17 protein-coding genes and 1 tRNA gene are annotated in these 16,826 nt (G+C 41.0%); 8 read left to right on the top strand and 10 right to left on the bottom strand.

The window, feature by feature from the left end:
- Positions 1 to 20 precede the first annotated feature (20 nt).
- Positions 21 to 215: a hypothetical protein gene (locus tag M9899_06655; protein ID MCO5113837.1), complete on the bottom strand. Its 195-nt coding sequence runs from the start codon at positions 213 to 215 to the stop codon at positions 21 to 23.
- A gap of 57 nt (positions 216 to 272) precedes the next feature.
- On the opposite strand from M9899_06655, the gene M9899_06650 reads away from it, so the two are divergent.
- Positions 273 to 473, top strand: a complete 201-nt coding sequence (locus M9899_06650) for a PepSY domain-containing protein (protein MCO5113836.1) — start codon at positions 273 to 275, stop codon at positions 471 to 473.
- Positions 474 to 524: 51 nt separating this feature from the next.
- Here M9899_06650 and M9899_06645 read toward each other — a convergent pair whose 3' ends face one another.
- Both M9899_06645 and M9899_06640 read right to left on the bottom strand, forming a co-directional pair.
- Entirely contained in the window at positions 525 to 1,403 is an 879-nt protein-coding gene (locus tag M9899_06645; GenBank protein MCO5113835.1) for a hypothetical protein, read from the bottom strand.
- A 163-nt stretch (positions 1,404 to 1,566) separates the two neighbouring features.
- A complete protein-coding gene (locus M9899_06640) occupies positions 1,567 to 1,686 on the bottom strand; it encodes a hypothetical protein (protein ID MCO5113834.1) in 120 nt (39 codons plus the stop codon).
- Positions 1,687 to 1,810: 124 nt separating this feature from the next.
- On the opposite strand from M9899_06640, the gene M9899_06635 reads away from it, so the two are divergent.
- Positions 1,811 to 2,949, top strand: a protein-coding gene (locus M9899_06635) for an IS3 family transposase (protein MCO5113833.1) whose coding sequence is annotated in 2 segments (ribosomal slippage) — positions 1,811 to 2,078 and positions 2,078 to 2,949 — 1,140 coding nt in all. Because the reading frame shifts where the segments join, the coding sequence is not laid out codon by codon here.
- 220 nt (positions 2,950 to 3,169) lie between these two features.
- A complete protein-coding gene (locus M9899_06630; GenBank protein MCO5113832.1) occupies positions 3,170 to 4,246 on the top strand; it encodes a hypothetical protein in 1,077 nt (358 codons plus the stop codon).
- 26 nt (positions 4,247 to 4,272) lie between these two features.
- On the opposite strand, the gene M9899_06625 is transcribed toward M9899_06630, so the two are convergent.
- The 3 genes from M9899_06625 to M9899_06615 form a co-directional block, all read right to left on the bottom strand.
- The gene (locus tag M9899_06625) at positions 4,273 to 4,575 is read right to left on the bottom strand and encodes a nucleotidyltransferase domain-containing protein (protein ID MCO5113831.1); all 303 of its coding nucleotides are present in this window, start codon (positions 4,573 to 4,575) and stop codon (positions 4,273 to 4,275) included.
- Positions 4,572 to 4,955, bottom strand: coding sequence for a nucleotidyltransferase substrate binding protein (locus M9899_06620; GenBank protein MCO5113830.1), 384 nt, complete (start codon positions 4,953 to 4,955; stop codon positions 4,572 to 4,574). The genes M9899_06625 and M9899_06620 overlap by 4 nt, the downstream gene beginning before the upstream one ends.
- 130 nt (positions 4,956 to 5,085) lie before the next feature.
- Positions 5,086 to 5,172, bottom strand: a tRNA-Leu gene (locus M9899_06615).
- Between the two features lie 147 nt (positions 5,173 to 5,319).
- Here M9899_06615 and M9899_06610 point away from each other — a divergent pair.
- From M9899_06610 to nrdF, 5 genes are all read left to right on the top strand, one after another.
- On the top strand, positions 5,320 to 5,718 hold the full coding sequence (locus M9899_06610; protein MCO5113829.1) for a hypothetical protein: 399 nt from the start codon (positions 5,320 to 5,322) through the stop codon (positions 5,716 to 5,718).
- 399 nt (positions 5,719 to 6,117) lie between these two features.
- Entirely contained in the window at positions 6,118 to 6,336 is a 219-nt protein-coding gene (nrdH, locus tag M9899_06605; protein ID MCO5113828.1) for a glutaredoxin-like protein NrdH, read from the top strand.
- A gap of 90 nt (positions 6,337 to 6,426) precedes the next feature.
- A complete protein-coding gene (gene nrdI / locus M9899_06600; GenBank protein ID MCO5113827.1) occupies positions 6,427 to 6,879 on the top strand; it encodes a class Ib ribonucleoside-diphosphate reductase assembly flavoprotein NrdI in 453 nt (150 codons plus the stop codon).
- A complete protein-coding gene (gene nrdE, locus M9899_06595; protein MCO5113826.1) occupies positions 6,837 to 9,164 on the top strand; it encodes a class 1b ribonucleoside-diphosphate reductase subunit alpha in 2,328 nt (775 codons plus the stop codon). The genes nrdI and nrdE overlap by 43 nt, the downstream gene beginning before the upstream one ends.
- A 37-nt stretch (positions 9,165 to 9,201) precedes the next feature.
- The gene (gene nrdF, locus M9899_06590; protein MCO5113825.1) at positions 9,202 to 10,164 is read left to right on the top strand and encodes a class 1b ribonucleoside-diphosphate reductase subunit beta; all 963 of its coding nucleotides are present in this window, start codon (positions 9,202 to 9,204) and stop codon (positions 10,162 to 10,164) included.
- 88 nt (positions 10,165 to 10,252) lie between these two features.
- On the opposite strand, the gene M9899_06585 is transcribed toward nrdF, so the two are convergent.
- The 4 genes from M9899_06585 to M9899_06570 all read right to left on the bottom strand — a co-directional run bounded on the left by M9899_06585 (position 10,253) and on the right by M9899_06570 (position 16,470).
- Positions 10,253 to 11,026, bottom strand: a complete 774-nt coding sequence (locus M9899_06585; GenBank protein ID MCO5113824.1) for an HmuY family protein — start codon at positions 11,024 to 11,026, stop codon at positions 10,253 to 10,255.
- A 23-nt stretch (positions 11,027 to 11,049) separates the two neighbouring features.
- Positions 11,050 to 13,059, bottom strand: a complete 2,010-nt coding sequence (locus M9899_06580; protein MCO5113823.1) for a TonB-dependent receptor — start codon at positions 13,057 to 13,059, stop codon at positions 11,050 to 11,052.
- An 11-nt stretch (positions 13,060 to 13,070) separates the two neighbouring features.
- Positions 13,071 to 14,222, bottom strand: coding sequence for a hypothetical protein (locus tag M9899_06575; protein ID MCO5113822.1), 1,152 nt, complete (start codon positions 14,220 to 14,222; stop codon positions 13,071 to 13,073).
- 418 nt (positions 14,223 to 14,640) lie between these two features.
- A complete protein-coding gene (locus M9899_06570) occupies positions 14,641 to 16,470 on the bottom strand; it encodes a S8 family serine peptidase (GenBank protein ID MCO5113821.1) in 1,830 nt (609 codons plus the stop codon).
- Positions 16,471 to 16,826 lie beyond the last annotated feature (356 nt).

Raw genomic sequence — 16,826 nt, 5'->3', positions numbered from 1 at the left:
GACAATATATTTGTGCAGGACTAAAGAGGAGCTTGCTGGATCTTGCCTTTGCATAAAGAGTCTACGTGTGTCCATATTAAATGTTGCGACGCTCTTAATACGTTAAGCTCTTCTAGTAGCTGATTTTCTTTGGCTGTAAAAATCTCTAAAACTTCTATGTCTCTTGCAAATAAGCCATCAAGATTCTGGATGGCAGCAATAATACATTCAGACACGCCCTCAGGCATATGACCTATTACCAAATCCAAGTTGATGGAGGAACGGGTGAGGTTGTGGGTATTGGTGTTGTTAGATCATCTCTTTTAATATCTCTTCACGAAGGAACATTTTGGTTTGGAAATTGGGGAAGATATATTATTGCTTTGCCAATGGCCCTGTCGCTTTTATTTTTAAGCATTTCTGGAATCGTCTTGTATTTTCAGCCTGCACTTTTTAAAAGATCACTTCAAAATAAAAAAAGAGTTAACCTTTAGTTAACCCTTTTAAATCTATAAACTTATTTAATAGATCAATTGTTGTAATGATTAAAAATTATAACGTCCACCAATATTAAGTCCAAAAACATAACCGCTGTCTATACCAACACCATCTGTATCGAGTATGCGTTCATAAGCGATTGACCCAAGAAGTGAAAACCCCGTAGCCATTGGCACACGTGTATAAAATGTTAGCCCCAAGAAATCGGTAGAACCATTTACGTCATCACCGTAAAAGAATCCTGCTAAAGGGGTATCGGAGTTAGTTCCGCCAATTCCTGAGTGACTATAACTAATCTGACCACCAAAAATCATATCTGCAACTATGCGTTCATAAAAAGCACTAATAATAGCGCTGCCTTTTTTGTTAATATCATCATTAGAGCCTTTTAGCTTTCCATCAGTTGAAAATAAGCCGTAATCTAAGGCTAATCCAACAAATGCATTTTCAAGGGTCCACAAGTAACCTGCGCGCAATGCTAAATTAATACTGCCATCAGTTCTGTTGCATTCATTGTCGCAATCAAGCTTACCTAGTAAGCCTACACCTAAATTAGCTCTGGCAAAAAACTGTCCTACGCCTGCTTGCATCTGATACTTAACGCCAAAGTTGAAAGGATCAAGTCCTTTTGCTGTCAAAATCCCAGCAAAATCTAAATCGCCATAACCAATATTACCATAAGCTGCAAGGCTATCTGATAGTCCAATTTCATATGCAAGTTTAATATTAAGATCTTTAATTGAAACGCTTTCTCCTGTTATGCTTTCAAGTTCAACGGCATGATGTCTAATTGATCCTTGAATAAAAGATTCGTCAGCTCCAGCTTGATAGAAAAATTCTGATTTAGTTTCATTTGCTTGTGCACTAGTAATAAAAAAACCAGTCATAGTACTTAAAGCAAAGGCTAAAGTTGTAAAAAATTTCATAGTCCCCCTTAAAAAATAATTAAATTTACCTATTTGTCTCTAAATTGTGACGGTTGTTAGTAAACAAATCAACAACAAAGCGGCAATTCCAATTGGACTTATATTTAGTTTTTTCCACAAATTATATGTTTTTCTTAAAAGATTTTACGTAAGTAATACGCCGTCATGTTTTTCTTTTAATTTCTCGCCTTTTGTCCTGATCAAACTTCAAATAGGTGTTGCAATTCACACATGGAATTGGGGTCTCGCCCTGAAGGTAAGACTCTACAAAAGGATCAATCACTTTAGATTGAAACTCACTCTCACAATTTAAAACATAAAATGGAATATCTAAGCGATCTGACCTGCTCCCCAAAAGTTGAGCCAAAAAGTATGATAAACTAGGGCTTAAAAATGGGAGAAAGAAGATGCCACGAGGAAAAAGGGTTAAGGCAGAAGAAATCGTATCAAAACTTCGTCAAGCAGAAGTGATGTTAGCAAAAGGCACAGCGCTAGAGCTAGTCTGCAAGCAGTTAGAAATATCACCGCAAAGTTACTACAGATGGCGCAAAGAATACGGTGGCCTTGAAATAGATCAAGCCAAGAAGCTAAAAGATCTTGAGCGCGAAAATGCAAGGCTTAAGAAGTTAGTTGCAGATATGGCCCTAGATAATGCGATGTTAAAGGGCATAGCTTCGGGAAACTTCTAAGCCCTGCAAGGCGGCGTAAGGCAGTAGATCGCTTTATAGAAAAGTTTAAAGTATCAGAGCGAAGAGCTTGCAGGGTAATCAATCAGCCAAGATCTACACAAAGATTAGAGTTTATAGAAAGCAATGAGGATCAGCTTATTAGATTAAGAGTTATTGATCTAGCTAAGAAATATGGAAGGTACGGCTACAGAAGAGTATGGGCATTATTAAGACTTGAAGGGTTTAATGTGAATCATAAAAAAGTTTATAGGATATGGCGAGAAGAAGGTCTTAAGGTTCCTGTTAAACAGCCTAAAAGAGCAAGGCTATGGCTTAGCGATGGATCATGCATAAGAAAAAGACCTGAGTACAGGAACCATGTTTGGAGCTATGATTTTGTTGAAGATCAAACTAATGATGGCAGAAAAATCAGGATGCTGACTGTGCTTGATGAATTTACAAGGGAGTGCTTAGCAATAAGGGTTAGAAGGCGGCTTAACTCCAAGGATGTTGTGATGACAATATCAAAGTTGTTTATCCACAAAGGAATACCTGAATATATAAGGTCTGATAACGGAGCTGAATTTACATCAAAGTTTGTAAGAAATTGGTTAAGTATAATCAATGTGGAAACACTTTATATCCATCCAGGAAGTCCGTGGAAAAATGGTTATAATGAATCATTTAATGGAAGATTAAGGGATGAGTTTTTAAGTAGAGAATTATTTTACACGTTAAAAGAAGCTCAAGTGTTAATTGAAAGATGGCGAGTAGAATATAACACCGTAAGGCCACACAGTAGTCTTGGATATAAGCCCCCAGCTCCTGAAACTTTTACGGTAAAAAGAGAAGATCTTGCTATGCAGATAGTCTCTTAGTATTTGGTTCATGCTTCGGGGGCAGGTCAGCATTTTAGCCCCCCATAAACTTAAAAAGGACTATGCTAAGTTTGTCCTTTCAAAGCAAACTTCAATCCCTATTGGTGCGTCGCATTTACTTTGGAACTATTCGTTATTCACCTCCTCTGGAAAGAGAACGGTTGCCGTTACTTTGAGTGTGGGATATGGACTATTAACAATTCCACTAAAGGGGTTAATCATGAAAAAATGGACCACTCACTTCACTTTATTATTAGTGACAGCGTTTGCACTTCCGCAGTCTTATGCCTCAGCCCCAAGCTTTGAACTCTATCAACTTGAATCTAAAGTGTATTTAGAAGAAACCACAGATCTTTTGGCTGGAATCATCAGCTATGAAAGACAAATTCAACAGGCACATAATTCCAACATGCTAGGCTTTATGTCTGGTGGCGGAATGGGAGAAGATCTTTTTGGTGAAATGGAAATCTTTGGCAGTTCACTGACTCAAATCAGCAGTCAAAAATATGCACGACAATACTTTGATAATGGCAAAACCATTTTCTCCAGCCCCATTTTTTATTATGACGACTTGATGCTTGAGCGATTTAAAACGGCTAAGCTAAACGGTGACACGCAAGTGTCTACTTTTGGAGAAGCTCTAGAACAGCTTTATGCGGCTCAAAAAGAAGTTCAAAACATAACAAAAAAATCGGCGCAGATCTTAAAAGTAGATGACCACGAAGGTCGACTCTATATGATCTTTTCCAACATATCTCGAGGCCCTCAAGAGAACGATAATGGCTACTTAAGAATTTATGATTTTTTTAAAGGCCAATTTGTCACTCAAGCTATTGAGCTTTATAACCTGTACTATGTGCGCAGTATTGATCTCGGAGACCATTACATTCGAGTAGATATAGGTTACCTCACAGAAAGCGGCAACCACCCCAGTTACTTCAGTTTAGTTGACGGAAGCGAAGTGGGATGGCTCTCAGGAATGTGGTCTTCTGCCCACATCAATGACAACTACCGCAAAAGCACTGTTGTAAACGATCAACTTAAAAACCATGTCCTACCTTTAACTTCAGACACCTTCATTACTGGCGAAGACCAAACTATTTCTATCCTTGATCGAAAAACCCTCGCCGTAAAAGAGCAGCTTATACTCAACACCCTTCCGCAAGGTCACTACAGTGAAACGGTCAAGAGAGCCGATCGTATCCACGCTGTCTACCCTTTAAGAACTCAAGAGGACCAAGAGGTCTATTTGGTGGGAACACAAAAAGAAGTGATCTTCTTTTTAAAGAAACTGTGATTCTTTTGGAGCATTTAAAGTGATGTTTACACTTCAACTCTATCTTTCATAACACTGGGTCGGTAGCTTTGGGCTAGATTTTCAGATTTAACTAAATCAATTTTATAGGGAAAGTTAGATTCCTCAAACAGTTCTTTAATTTGAATAATTATAATATCTTTATCGCTGCTCACATTTCCCTCTAATAAAATATCAATATCAGAAAACGGATGATTTTTACCTGTAGCACGAGATCCAAAAACATAAACTTTAAAACCCTGACCTTTCAAAGGTTGGATCAGGTTTTCTTGTAAAAATAGAAGATCCGATTCTTTAAGTCCAAATTTCATGATGACTGCTTTAATTTTTGTAAAAGCTCTTTGGCAAAAGGCAGAAAGCTTAAAACTACCAAATAAACTTTTTGGGCCACATCTTCGTCATAAGTGTGAGAGGTTTCATTTCTTGCATCTATGAATTTTAGCCAAGACTCAGGATCTTGAATCAAATTATTACGAGCCATCTCACGAATAGCAGGTTTGGCTGCCGCAGTGGCTGAGCCTAAAATTTTCATCGAGGTTTTCCAGCTCAATTCAATAGAAAATTCAAATCTTTGAATCACAGCATCTCTAAATGCTTTTTTTTCTATGTCTGTTTCAGCTTTTTGATGAAGCTCAAGAGCTTCTTCTAAAGACTTAACCGCTTTCTCGAGTTCTGTAGTTGAAACACCCATACTCACCCACCTCGCCCCATCATTCAACTTCATCAGCAAGGATGTGTAAGCACACGACTAGCTCTCAGAGCTCTAAGCTCCGATATCTGATCTCCGAGCTCAGGAGCAAATTCCTACAAGAATTTGCGATTGGTGCCCTCGGGGAGACTTGAACTCCCACGCCCGTGAAGGCGGTGGATTTTGAATCCACTGCGTCTACCAATTCCGCCACAAGGGCCTTGTGATGAATCGAACTAAGAAATTAGGCGAAATCCCTAAGAGTTGCAACGATTTTTAAAAGTTTTTAGACCAGTCCCCCTAGTCAGAAATGCAAATGCACCTATACAATCAAAACATGTCACACCTAAAATCCTTATGCCTGCTTATGTTTCTGTTGTGGGGAGTCCCATCCCAAGCCGCTCCTGCCCTTCCCAGCCCTATTTGCCTAATTCGTGGTCAAATTGAAGGCTTAAGCACCCGCGTTTTTGAATATGACCCTGTCCTACTAAAAAACTCAAAGCTTCCTGTCACTCATACCTACCATGATGTGAGCCTCAAAGTTCTATTTAGTGCCTTAGCCAAAGATCAGCAAGGCGACTGTAAAAAAATTCTTACTCATCAAACTTTTCAACTTAGAAACAAACAAGACCAACTGAAAAAGGGCCAGTGCATTGAAGCCCACACACAATTCTCAGGCGATGAGTTTGTCATTGGCCAATGGCTTTTTGAAATCAAACAGTTGCCTATCGCTGACTGCGCGTCTAAGAAAAATAAAAAAAATTGACTTAAAAATTTGAATTGTAAATTGCAACTGCTCAGATCAGTGGCACCTATTGCCCGCTTCCTAGACTTTCATCAAGGGTCAAGCCTCTACTTGAAAAAATAAACGCAAAAGGTCCAGTACTAGAACGCATTTTTTTATCACTAATTGTGTGGACATAAAACAATAGCTTTACTCACAGGACAGTAGTCGCCGCTGATGTTCAAAATTTTGACTCGCGATTTTGACTTAGTAAAATCCTAGTGCTTACAAATCTATCAAAAAACACTAGGTGTTGACACAAAAATCAATGGAAATACCATATCTAGTGTGAGGGGCTAAAAAAGAGAGTATGTCCCCTTACAACCTCCCACTAGGGACCACACACAAAACAGAACAACTATAACAACAAAGGAGTATTTCATGTCTGTGATCGTTTATAGCCAACCCGCCTGTGTTCAATGCGTTGCTACTTATAAAGCCCTTGAACAAAAAGGCATTAAATTCCAAATTGTAGACCTCACCTTGGATGATGAGGCCATGCAAAGGGTAAGAAACTTGGGCTATAAACAAGTTCCTGTTGTCATTGCTGGCGATGACCATTGGTCAGGATTTAGACCCGACAAAATCGGATCCCTATAATTTGGATTATTTTTAACAACGTGGGACACGGCCCAAGAGCCCTGTCCCTAATGACAGGATTTTGAATCACCTTAATTTGGAACAAAAACGATGACCCCACAACCTTTACTTGTTTACTATTCCAGCCGTTCGCAGAACACCCATCGGTTTATCACTAAACTGGGACTGCCTTCGGTGCGTATACCTGAACAAGATGCAAACTCCGCACAAGTGGAGTCCGCGCTAGAAGTATCTACACCCTACGTTCTGATTGTTCCGACCTATGCGGGACACGACGGAACAGGGGCCGTTCCTAAACCTGTGATTCACTTTCTGAATAACCCCAACAACAGACGTTGGATCAGAGGAGTCATTGCCTCTGGAAACAGAAACTTTGGACAATTTTATGCCTTCGCAGGTGATGTGATCGCTTCACGCTGCAAGGTTCCTTACCTATATAGATTTGAATTAGCTGGCACTGATGAAGATGTCATAAATGTAAAAAATGGAGTAGAAAAATTATGGAAATCATGGACACAGAAGCAAGAGCGCATAGCCCTGTAGAACAGGCACCACCCCAAGCTCATACTGACGCCCCCACTACATCTCAGGCGTCCACAGACACCAAGGTCGCAAAACCTAACGCTAAAGCCACAAAAAAAGTCCCTGTAAAGGCAAAAGCACCAGAAGTAACACCTGTTAAAAACACAGAACCTCATAAGTCTGAGGCCATGTCAGCCCTCACGGATTATCATGCTTTAAATGCCATGCTTAATCTGTATGATGAAAACAACCAAATTCAGTTTGATAAAGACAAAGCCGCAGCAAGACAGTACTTCTTACAGCACGTCAATCAGAACACCGTCTTTTTTCATAACCTTAAAGAAAAACTTAACTATCTTGTGACGGAAGGATATTACGAAAAAGAGGTCTTGGATCAATACAGTTTTGAATTTGTGTCCTCTTTATATGATCATGCCTACGAAAAGAAATTTCGTTTCCAGACTTTTTTAGGAGCTTTTAAATATTATACGGGCTACACCCTAAAAACGTTTGATGGCAAACGCTATCTGGAAAGATACGAAGACCGCGTGGTCATGACTGCACTTTATCTCGCTAGAGGTGACGAAGCCCTTGCTACTCACATGGTGGATGAAATGATCGCAGGTCGCTTCCAACCTGCCACTCCTACTTTTCTTAACGCAGGCAAAAAGCAACGTGGTGAACTTGTCTCTTGTTTTTTACTTCGCATGGAAGACAATATGGAATCCATCGGCAGGTCCATCAACTCGGCCCTTCAACTTTCAAAGCGCGGCGGAGGTGTAGCCTTCTTGCTGACAAACATTCGCGAAACAGGAGCACCGATCAAACGTATTGAAGGACAGTCTTCTGGTATTGTGCCCATTATGAAACTTCTAGAAGACGCGTTTTCTTACGCCAACCAACTGGGATCACGTCAAGGAGCTGGAGCGGTTTACCTGAATGCCCATCACCCTGACATCATGAACTTCTTAGACACCAAAAGAGAAAACGCCGACGAGAAGATTCGTATTAAAACTTTATCTTTAGGGGTGGTGATTCCAGATATCACTTTCCAATTGGCTAAAGACAACGAAGACATGTATTTGTTCTCACCTTATGATGTGGCTCAGTACTACAAAAAGCCCTTTTCTGAAATCTCCATCACTGAAAAGTACTATGAGATGGTGGACAATCCCAAAATCAGAAAAAAGAAAATCAACGCCCGAAAGTTTTTTCAAACTCTAGCCGAAATTCAATTTGAATCAGGTTACCCTTACATCATGTTTGAAGACAATGTGAATCGTGCTCACCCTGTTTCAGGCAAAGTCACTATGAGCAACCTGTGCTCTGAAATTTTGCAGTCGGCTGAAGAGAGCACTTATAACGCTGACTTAAGCTACGAAAGTATGGGGACCGATATCTCTTGTAACCTTGGATCTTTAAATATTGCCATGACCATGGAGTCTGAAGATTTTGGTAAAACCGTAGAGGTTGCGATCCGCGCTTTAACAGCCGTATCTGATATGAGTGACATTGAATCCGTTCCTTCTATTGCTAAGGGCAATAGCGACTCGCATGCCATTGGTTTAGGACAAATGAACTTACATGGTTATTTGGCTAAAGAGCGTATTTTTTACGGCTCCCCTGAAGGCATTGATTTTACTAGCATGTACTTTTACACCATCACCTACCATGCCCTTCGCGCATCCAACCAGATTGCCATAGAAAAGAAATCGACTTTTAAAGGTTTTGAAAAATCAAAATACGCCTCAGGAGAATTCTTTAATAAGTATACCGAGAAAAAATGGGAGCCCAAAACTGAAAAAGTTAAAGCTTTGTTTGACAATGCAGGGGTGACGATTCCCACGCAAAAAGACTGGGAAGAGTTAAAACAGTCTGTCATGGCCCACGGGATTTATAACCGTTATTTGCAAGCAGTGCCTCCTACAGGGTCTATTTCTTATATCAACAATTCCACATCTTCTATTCACCCTATCGCTTCAAAGATCGAGATTCGTAAAGAAGGCAAGGTGGGACGCGTGTACTACCCAGCACCCTTTATGACCAATGACAACTTGGAATATTATCAAGATGCATACGAGATTGGTCCTGAAAAGATCATCGACACCTATGCCGCCGCCACAGAACATGTGGATCAGGGTCTGTCTTTAACTTTATTCTTTAAAGACACCGCCACCACACGGGATATTAACCGTGCGCAGATTTATGCGTGGACAAAAGGCATTAAAACTATTTACTACATCCGTCTTCGACAATTAGCCCTTGCAGGAACTGAAGTGCAAGGCTGTGTGGCGTGTAGTTTGTAAACGAACTTAAGATAAAATAAAAAAGAGAGACAAGAAAATGAGTACATTTAAAAATATTAAAGCCATCAATTGGAACCGCATTGAAGATGAAAAAGATTTAGAGGTCTGGAACCGTCTGACTGGAAACTTTTGGCTTCCAGAAAAAGTACCCTTATCTAATGACATCCCGTCTTGGGCCACCTTAAACCCCATGGAACAGCAACTCACTATTCGTGTGTTCACAGGTCTTACACTACTAGACACTATCCAAAACACCGTAGGGGCATTAGAGCTTGTTAAAGACGCTGTCACCCCTCACGAAGAGGCTGTTTTAACCAATATCTCTTTTATGGAAGCCGTTCACGCTAAGTCTTACTCTTCTATCTTTTCCACCCTATGTTTAATGAAAGATGTGGATGAAGCTTACAGATGGAGTGAAGAGAATGAGTTTTTACAAAAAAAATCAGAGCTGATCCTGACTGAATATTTAGCTGACGATCCTTTAAAGAAAAAAATCTCAAGCGTATTTTTAGAAAGCTTTTTATTTTATTCTGGGTTTTATCTTCCCATGTACTGGTCAAGTCGTGCTAAACTGACAAACACCGCTGACCTTATCCGTTTGATCATACGAGACGAGGCCGTGCATGGATATTACATTGGGTATAAGTTCCAAAAGGCTTATGAGAAACTTCCTGAAGCTCAGCAAAAAGAACTCAAAGACTATGCTTTCTCTCTGTTATTTGATCTTTACGAAAATGAATCCAGATACACAGAAGATTTGTATGATCCCGTAGGTTGGACTGAAGATGTGAAAAAGTTTTTGCACTATAATGCCAACAAGGCGTTGATGAACTTAGGTTTTGAACCTCTGTTCCCTGCGTCTGTCACTGACGTCAACCCTGCGATCTTAGCCGCCCTTTCCCCCAACGCAGATGAAAACCACGACTTCTTCTCAGGTTCAGGTTCTTCTTATGTGATTGGCAAAACCGTGGTGACTGAAGACGAAGATTGGAACTTCTAGCAATCACCAACGCGTATTAGAAGCCATCAGTCTAAGGTTTCTTATATTGATCTACACATGTTGAAATTCAAAAAAGTCCCTTAAGACATTAAGGGACAACAAAACCTGCATCATGGAAGGCTTGCTCTTCACCACCGTTTACGTACGCCTCCATAAGCAGATCATATTTGGCAAAACCAAAAGCGCCAAAGAAGTCTGGGTTTCTGTACAGAAAGGCACCTTGAGTAGAACCCGCTCCTGCTGATGGACTGTTTAGCAACACATCCGTTCTTTTAAACCCTAAATCCCAGTCCGCTTTAGTAATAGCCACTTCTGCCGTCATGTGTGTCACTTGATTTGTATCAAGGTTTAAGAAGACATAGGTGTTCTTCTCGTCACACTCAGGCACGACTCCACCAATGGGATCACCACATCCAACGGCGGCAACAGATACTGTTTTCACTACACCATCAGGACGTTGAACGCGAAGCTCGTAGTGGCCTGCCTCTTGTGTGGTTTTAGAATAGTAATCAATGATCTGCACCTTATAGTACTGTCCAGCAGAACCTGAACGGATCGCATACACATCAAAAAGTGGATACACTCTATGATTAAGCATATTGTAACTGTACCACTTATAATCTGAAAATAGCGTATCTGTAAAAACCAAGGTCGAAGCTAAAACTTCAGGGCCTGTGATCACCACCATCTCATCTGTATCTTCTGCACTAGTGACATCTTCATTCTGGGTAGCTGACTGTTCCCCATTTGCTCCGCCTGATGAAGGAGGAAGGGTATTATTAGATTTAGACTCTAACTCTCCGCACGCTGTGAATGTCATAAGAATGACTGATAAAATTTGAATCTTTATCCTTTCTTTCATGGTTTTATCCTTTCTTTCTAAACTTACATATTTGCAAAGTTGATTCCAATATAAAACTGTCGACCCATCACAGGACGATTATCAAAGGCCAACATTTCCCCGTCCTTAGCAGGATTACGAGTAACATCGAACATATTTTCTACCCCTGCATACAACTTCAAACGTGGATCATACTGATAATTCAGCATCAGATCCAAAACCGAATAGGACTGTGAAATGTCCGTGTTAGAGACATTTACGTACTCATCACTTTGATATCTAAATATCCCTGACAGCATCAATTTGCTGTTTGCCTGCCAATGGGCTCGTAATTTATAAATGGTTCTGGGCCTTAGAGGCACTTCAGTATTTTCGTTTTGATTGATGGACCTAGAAAGAGTCACATCTTGTTCGATGGTCCATTTTGCAAAAGGCTGCACGGAAGCCGTGAACTCCACCCCTCGAGTCTGCACATTTTCAATATTACCGTAAGTGAACAGCATCGTACCATCCGAAGTTGTCCCTTCAATCACACTGACCATGTCACGCACATTATTTAAAAATCCATTCATGTGAAAAGAAAACTTGTCTCGATTGATCAGTTCAATACCTAATTGATAACTGACCGACTGTTCAGGTTGAAGATCTGTGGAACCTTCAATGATGTATCCTGCAAGGGCACGGTGGTCCATATAAAAGAAGCGCTCTCTTAATGTGGGCACTCTATATCCTACACCAATAGACCCACGGATGTTGCTCTGTATGTCTTCAAACCATTTAGGTGAGTACATAAAATTCATTGAAGGCGTGACTTGCGAACCAAAGTGGCTGTCATATTGCCCTCTCACACCAGGAGTGAATTCCGTGTTTTTATATTTTAAACTGTGTTGGGCGTAAGACTCTACCGACCAAAGTGTTTTTCTATCCACTTCTTTATTCGATGCAGAGCCTGAAGAGTTATTCACCACATTGTCTTGATCTAGGAACTGGTACCGATACTGAGCCCCAATTGTGGTCTCTTGGTTAGGGAAAAACTCGACGTCGTACTGAGTTTCAAGCATCACAGTGTTGAGATCAGCACTTTTTTCATTTTCAACATAAGAGGTTGCGGGGTTATCATTGAGCACCAACCTGTCTACCACTTGGGAATAAAACAACGTCGTTTTTAAATTTGATCCATTATAAAAGCTGTAGTTGTTGCCTAAAGTGTAAGTCTGCGTGGTGGTGTAACTTTCGTTTAAAATAGGCACATACCCCATTCCACCCACAGGTGCGGAGACGGTTTTACTTAACTCTTCATCTATAAGTTGAGCATCTAGGCTCACTGTCATATTTTTGTTGAACTTTTTGGTCAGATTGCCTGAAAGATTATGTCTTAAAGTCTCCCCCACGTCTTGCGCAACGGTAGAAGGATCTAAATCAATCACACCTTGACGGCGATGACCAAAGGACAACTTATACAAAAACAAATCCGAAACACCACCAGAGACATGGGCGTTGATGACGTTAGGTAAAGTCCGCACAGAATCCAATTGCTCGTCAGAGGTATAAAGATTTTTAAGATCCAGTGAGTAAGCCGTGCGTTCTGTAGGTCTTTTGGTGATGATGTTGATCACTCCGCCCATAGCTTGACTGCCATAAAGCGAAGACGCTGCCCCTTTGATCACTTCCACGCTTTCGATGTCGTTTACAGACATCTGAGTGAGATCATAACCTGAAGATGAGATTTGCAACTGAGGGATACCATCAATCAGCACCAAGACCCGATCGTCACTCAAACCTTGAATCACAGGAGCTTGTCCTAAGCGCCCTGTCAGATTTTGCAAGGTCACACCTGGAATATTATCTAAAACTTGCGACACATCAGAGTGATGATTTCTTTCGATGACCTCTTTGCCTACATGTTCAGTCTTCACAGGTGAGTTGGTGAGAGACCTAGCACGACGGGTGCCTGTAAATACGACGGGCTCTATCTTTTCTTCTACGCTTTCAGCAGCAAATGTCTCTACACTTGCTAAAGCTAAACATAAAAGAACAAGAACCCATCTTAACATTCTACATCCAATCAGTTTTTGCGCACAAAAGAGTCAATGGTTTTTGTCGCGTGAGTTTTATATACATTGGCGTCGGCTTTAAAATCTTTTTTGTCTTTGCTGTCTTCCACAATTTGATTGGCAAATTCGAAGTGATATTTGTAAAGTTTTTTATCTGCAACTTCATCTGCTAAACTAAAAGCTTTGGTCTTTTTGATCACATCATCCCAATGCTTACGGACGCTGGCCCAGTAAGGAGCTGTTTTATTCCAGTACTCTTTACCTACACTGAAATCATAATCCTTAATGCGTTCGTATCTATTAAAACCAATTTCACGAGTAATATAACCTGTGGGTTTTTGAGTTTTAGGGTCCACCACGACTTTGACGTTATCCTGTTCATGATACCAACCTGTAGGAGTGACAGTGACACGATTTTTAGAATCTAGGGCTTGATAATCGGATCTCTGAGTGTGCTCTCGACGTGGTAGAGGGCGCCACGCAGATTCGGCGTCCCAAGTAGAAAAGTCAGGTGTGTGAACCCATTTTCCTACAGCATTGTATCGTGGAGAATCATCCACTTGGTACACAGCTTGAACCCAAGCTCCTCTCCATTGCGCTGGTGTTAATTGAGTTGTTTTCCAAGACATGTTGCCCACAAAAGTCAGCATGTCTTTGGCTTCATAAGTCCAATCTTGTCTCCAGTGCTTGACCACATAAGGCTCTGTTGTTTTTCCAGAGTCCTCTTTCATGGTCATCACTAAAATGTGCTGTAAGCTGATAAAGTTGTCTTTGACCTCTAAAGGAAAGATGTACTCTGTGGCCCAAGAAAAATACGGTTTATCTAAAGCTTGTGATTTATCAAAAGCAAAAGTCTCGATAAATTCAAAACTCACTTTGTAATCACCCACTTGCGCTAGGATGGCTTGGCGATCTTTTTCTTTTTTGGTTTTAGCCTCTTGAATGGCTTGAAAGTATTTCGAACCCGTGTCGTTATCCATCACGACGTCAGCTCCACTTGTGCTTCCACCTCTAAAATCTTCTTTGCCAAGATGAGGTTTAATCAAACGACCCACAGCCTCTTCTTGATTTGCAGCTTGTTTTTTAGGTGTACTTTGACACCCACTTACAGCAAGGCCTAATACACTTACACATAGAAATGTGACGTTCATATAAGCTTTCATACTTCCACCCCTTTTTTGTTGTAGCCATTTGTGTTTATTTAGACTTCTTCTACAATACTTTTAAGGGTTTGTAGACAAATTCTTAGGAATTGAGCGTATTTTGCCTTGAGTGCAGATAAATGAAAACGTGTTGATTCTTGATTCACACTCTGCAATAAAGTGCAAAACCGTTTGTCTTTTTGTGGGCTTGACTCGCCAAGATTTTGAATTTGAGTTTATGAGTTCTAGAAATGACTATTTTGTGATCTCAAGTCAGAATCAGACTTTAAGTATTAAAGCCATAAAAAAATACTCGCCTCATTAAAGCGAGTATTTTTAAAATTTGTCCTTTGAAGGTTCAAGCTTTTAGCCACATGTGCAGTACAAACTCAAGATTGGCGCTTATCATCGACTTGCGCCATCACCTCTCTTAAGGGGATTAAGACCCTTTCGCCTTACCGCCTTCTACCTCTGCACCAGAGTCAAACTGGATACCCATATATCCTGATTGGTCTTTGCGCACCACTTTGGCCGAAGACACCACAATTTGCCCCAACTTAGATTTGATTCTTAGAGTGACGTTAGAGAAAGACTCGGCATTTTTAAAGGCCTCACGATCATCATCAGTCAATTGGATACCAGCGCCTCCTGCAGACCAACATAAGACCTGCACAGGAACCACAAATCCGCGATCCGTGACAATCTGTCCACGCATAAAGATACGCTGACGCTCTGAAGCTCTGCGATCATGCTGACGGTAACGATATTTAAACCCTAAGGCTAAAAGCACAGGGGCGGCTAACAGAACAAGAGTGAGTGGAGAAGGATGTCTAGGTTTATTTTTTTGTCCTAGATTAGAGTTCGCATCTGTATAAAGCTGTCTGACAGTACCACAACCAAATCCTTGAGCTACAAGATCGCTCGACGCTAAATCACGTGAACCCATCTTATAACTTGGAGAGTAGTAAGGCTGATAGGGAGCCTCTTTATTGGAACTCTTAGCATAAACCACGGCTTCACGAGCATCCATACGTCGATCATCTTCCACACAAAACTGCACTGGTAAGCTCGTACAACGAGTCACTGAAGGACTAGACTGTAAAATCTTTTCTTTGATCTGATAACCTGTAAGCCCTGGAGCTTCACGAATCAACATAGCGGCAAGACCCGCAATAAACGGAGCCGCCATACTGGTTCCTGATTTATAATAATACTCACGGCCTGTACCCGTGGGCACAGTACTGTAAATGGCTATACCTGGGGCCGTCACATGTACTGATTCTGCTCCATAATTTGAAAAATCAGCTAAACGATCGTAGTTATCTACAGCAGCGACACTGATCATACTAGGAACATCATAAGAGGCAGGATACATGGGATTTAAATCATTATCTGTTCCATTATTTCCTGCTGCAGACACAATGATCACACCTTTATTATAAGCGTAAGTCAGAGCCTCATGTAGTGCAGCACTGTAGTTTCTGCCCCCCCAAGAGTTGTTGATCACTCGTGCGCCATTATCAACAGCGTAATAGATAGCTTCAATCGCATTAGAAGTCTTTCCCACACCCTGAGCATCAAGGAATTTCAAAGCCATGATCTGCACTTTAGCGGGTGGCGCATTATTAGGTTTAAAGTTATTGATCTCTTCGGATACCCCTACAGCAATCCCCGCCACATGGGTTCCGTGTCCAGTTCCTTGAGCAGGATCATCCACATTGGGGTTGTTCTCAATAAAGTTCCAGCCGTGAATGTCGTCTCTGTAACCGTTACGGTCATCATCATAACCGTTATGATTTAATTCCCCAGGATTCGTCCATAAACGACCTGTATTTTTAAACACCCTATGATTGACATCCACACCTGAATCTAAAATGGCAATAATAGGAGCCTCGCCCCCACTATTTCCAGACTGAACGCTCCATGATTCTACAACACCAATCGCCGCAGATGTCGCAGAGTAAGCTTGTTGATTGGAATAAAGATAGTAATTGGGTTCGGCGTATTCGACTTCTGGATCTTCTTTTAGTCTTTGCAAAACATCGTACACAGAATCTGAAGTCTTCATAGAAAACTGATGAAAGTTCCCAGAACGCCATGCCTTCTGGTGGGTCAATTGCGCATTTGCTGCGGCCTTACCCAAAGACCTAAAGTCTGATTTAGGGGATTTAAATTTGACAATAATCTCACCTGGAGCAAAGTCCCCCGACTGTGCTACAGACATAAACGGCCACAACAATGTCACAATCAAAACTGCTAATATTTTCATACTAAAGTCTTGTCGGTGACTTCAAATAAAGTCCTGAGCACTCAAAAACTTTTTTAGCCAAAAATATGTCATTTTGAGACAAAAATGGAACAAAACACCCCCTGACTTAGAATAGAACACTATCCTAAAACCTGTGAACTTTTACCTCTACAACACGGCAACACTTCTACTGAGCTGGCCCCTTCGTGGGGTGTGTTTTGGGAATTTATTTGTATATACTCAAAATGCTCAGACAGTGACGTTTGGCATAGCTTTGCGTTCGCAAAGCTACGCCAAGCCGAACTCGCATTTCGACCATATACAAATAAATTCCCAAAACACACCCCACGAAGGGGCTGCGCCAAACTGGAAGGGTT

Source organism: Pseudobdellovibrionaceae bacterium (genome assembly GCA_023954155.1).
Taxonomy (GTDB): domain Bacteria; phylum Bdellovibrionota; class Bdellovibrionia; order Bdellovibrionales; family UBA1609; genus JAMLIO01.
The sequence above is the reverse complement of the archived record's forward strand: the minus strand, read 5'-3'. Positions and strand labels throughout refer to the sequence as shown.

Excerpts from the sequence above, each read along its gene's own strand:
- M9899_06645 (MCO5113835.1), bottom strand. The coding sequence starts at position 1,403 with ATGAAATTTTTTACAACTTTAGCCTTTGCTTTAAGTACTATGACTGGT.
- M9899_06630 (MCO5113832.1), top strand. The coding sequence starts at position 3,170 with ATGAAAAAATGGACCACTCACTTCACTTTATTATTAGTGACAGCGTTT.
- M9899_06625 (MCO5113831.1), bottom strand. The coding sequence starts at position 4,575 with ATGAAATTTGGACTTAAAGAATCGGATCTTCTATTTTTACAAGAAAAC.
- M9899_06620 (MCO5113830.1), bottom strand. The coding sequence starts at position 4,955 with ATGGGTGTTTCAACTACAGAACTCGAGAAAGCGGTTAAGTCTTTAGAA.
- M9899_06610 (MCO5113829.1), top strand. The coding sequence starts at position 5,320 with ATGTTTCTGTTGTGGGGAGTCCCATCCCAAGCCGCTCCTGCCCTTCCC.
- nrdH (MCO5113828.1), top strand. The coding sequence starts at position 6,118 with ATGTCTGTGATCGTTTATAGCCAACCCGCCTGTGTTCAATGCGTTGCT.
- nrdI (MCO5113827.1), top strand. The coding sequence starts at position 6,427 with ATGACCCCACAACCTTTACTTGTTTACTATTCCAGCCGTTCGCAGAAC.
- nrdE (MCO5113826.1), top strand. The coding sequence starts at position 6,837 with ATGGAAATCATGGACACAGAAGCAAGAGCGCATAGCCCTGTAGAACAG.
- nrdF (MCO5113825.1), top strand. The coding sequence starts at position 9,202 with ATGAGTACATTTAAAAATATTAAAGCCATCAATTGGAACCGCATTGAA.
- M9899_06585 (MCO5113824.1), bottom strand. The coding sequence starts at position 11,026 with ATGAAAGAAAGGATAAAGATTCAAATTTTATCAGTCATTCTTATGACA.
- M9899_06580 (MCO5113823.1), bottom strand. The coding sequence starts at position 13,059 with ATGTTAAGATGGGTTCTTGTTCTTTTATGTTTAGCTTTAGCAAGTGTA.
- M9899_06575 (MCO5113822.1), bottom strand. The coding sequence starts at position 14,222 with ATGAAAGCTTATATGAACGTCACATTTCTATGTGTAAGTGTATTAGGC.
- M9899_06570 (MCO5113821.1), bottom strand. The coding sequence starts at position 16,470 with ATGAAAATATTAGCAGTTTTGATTGTGACATTGTTGTGGCCGTTTATG.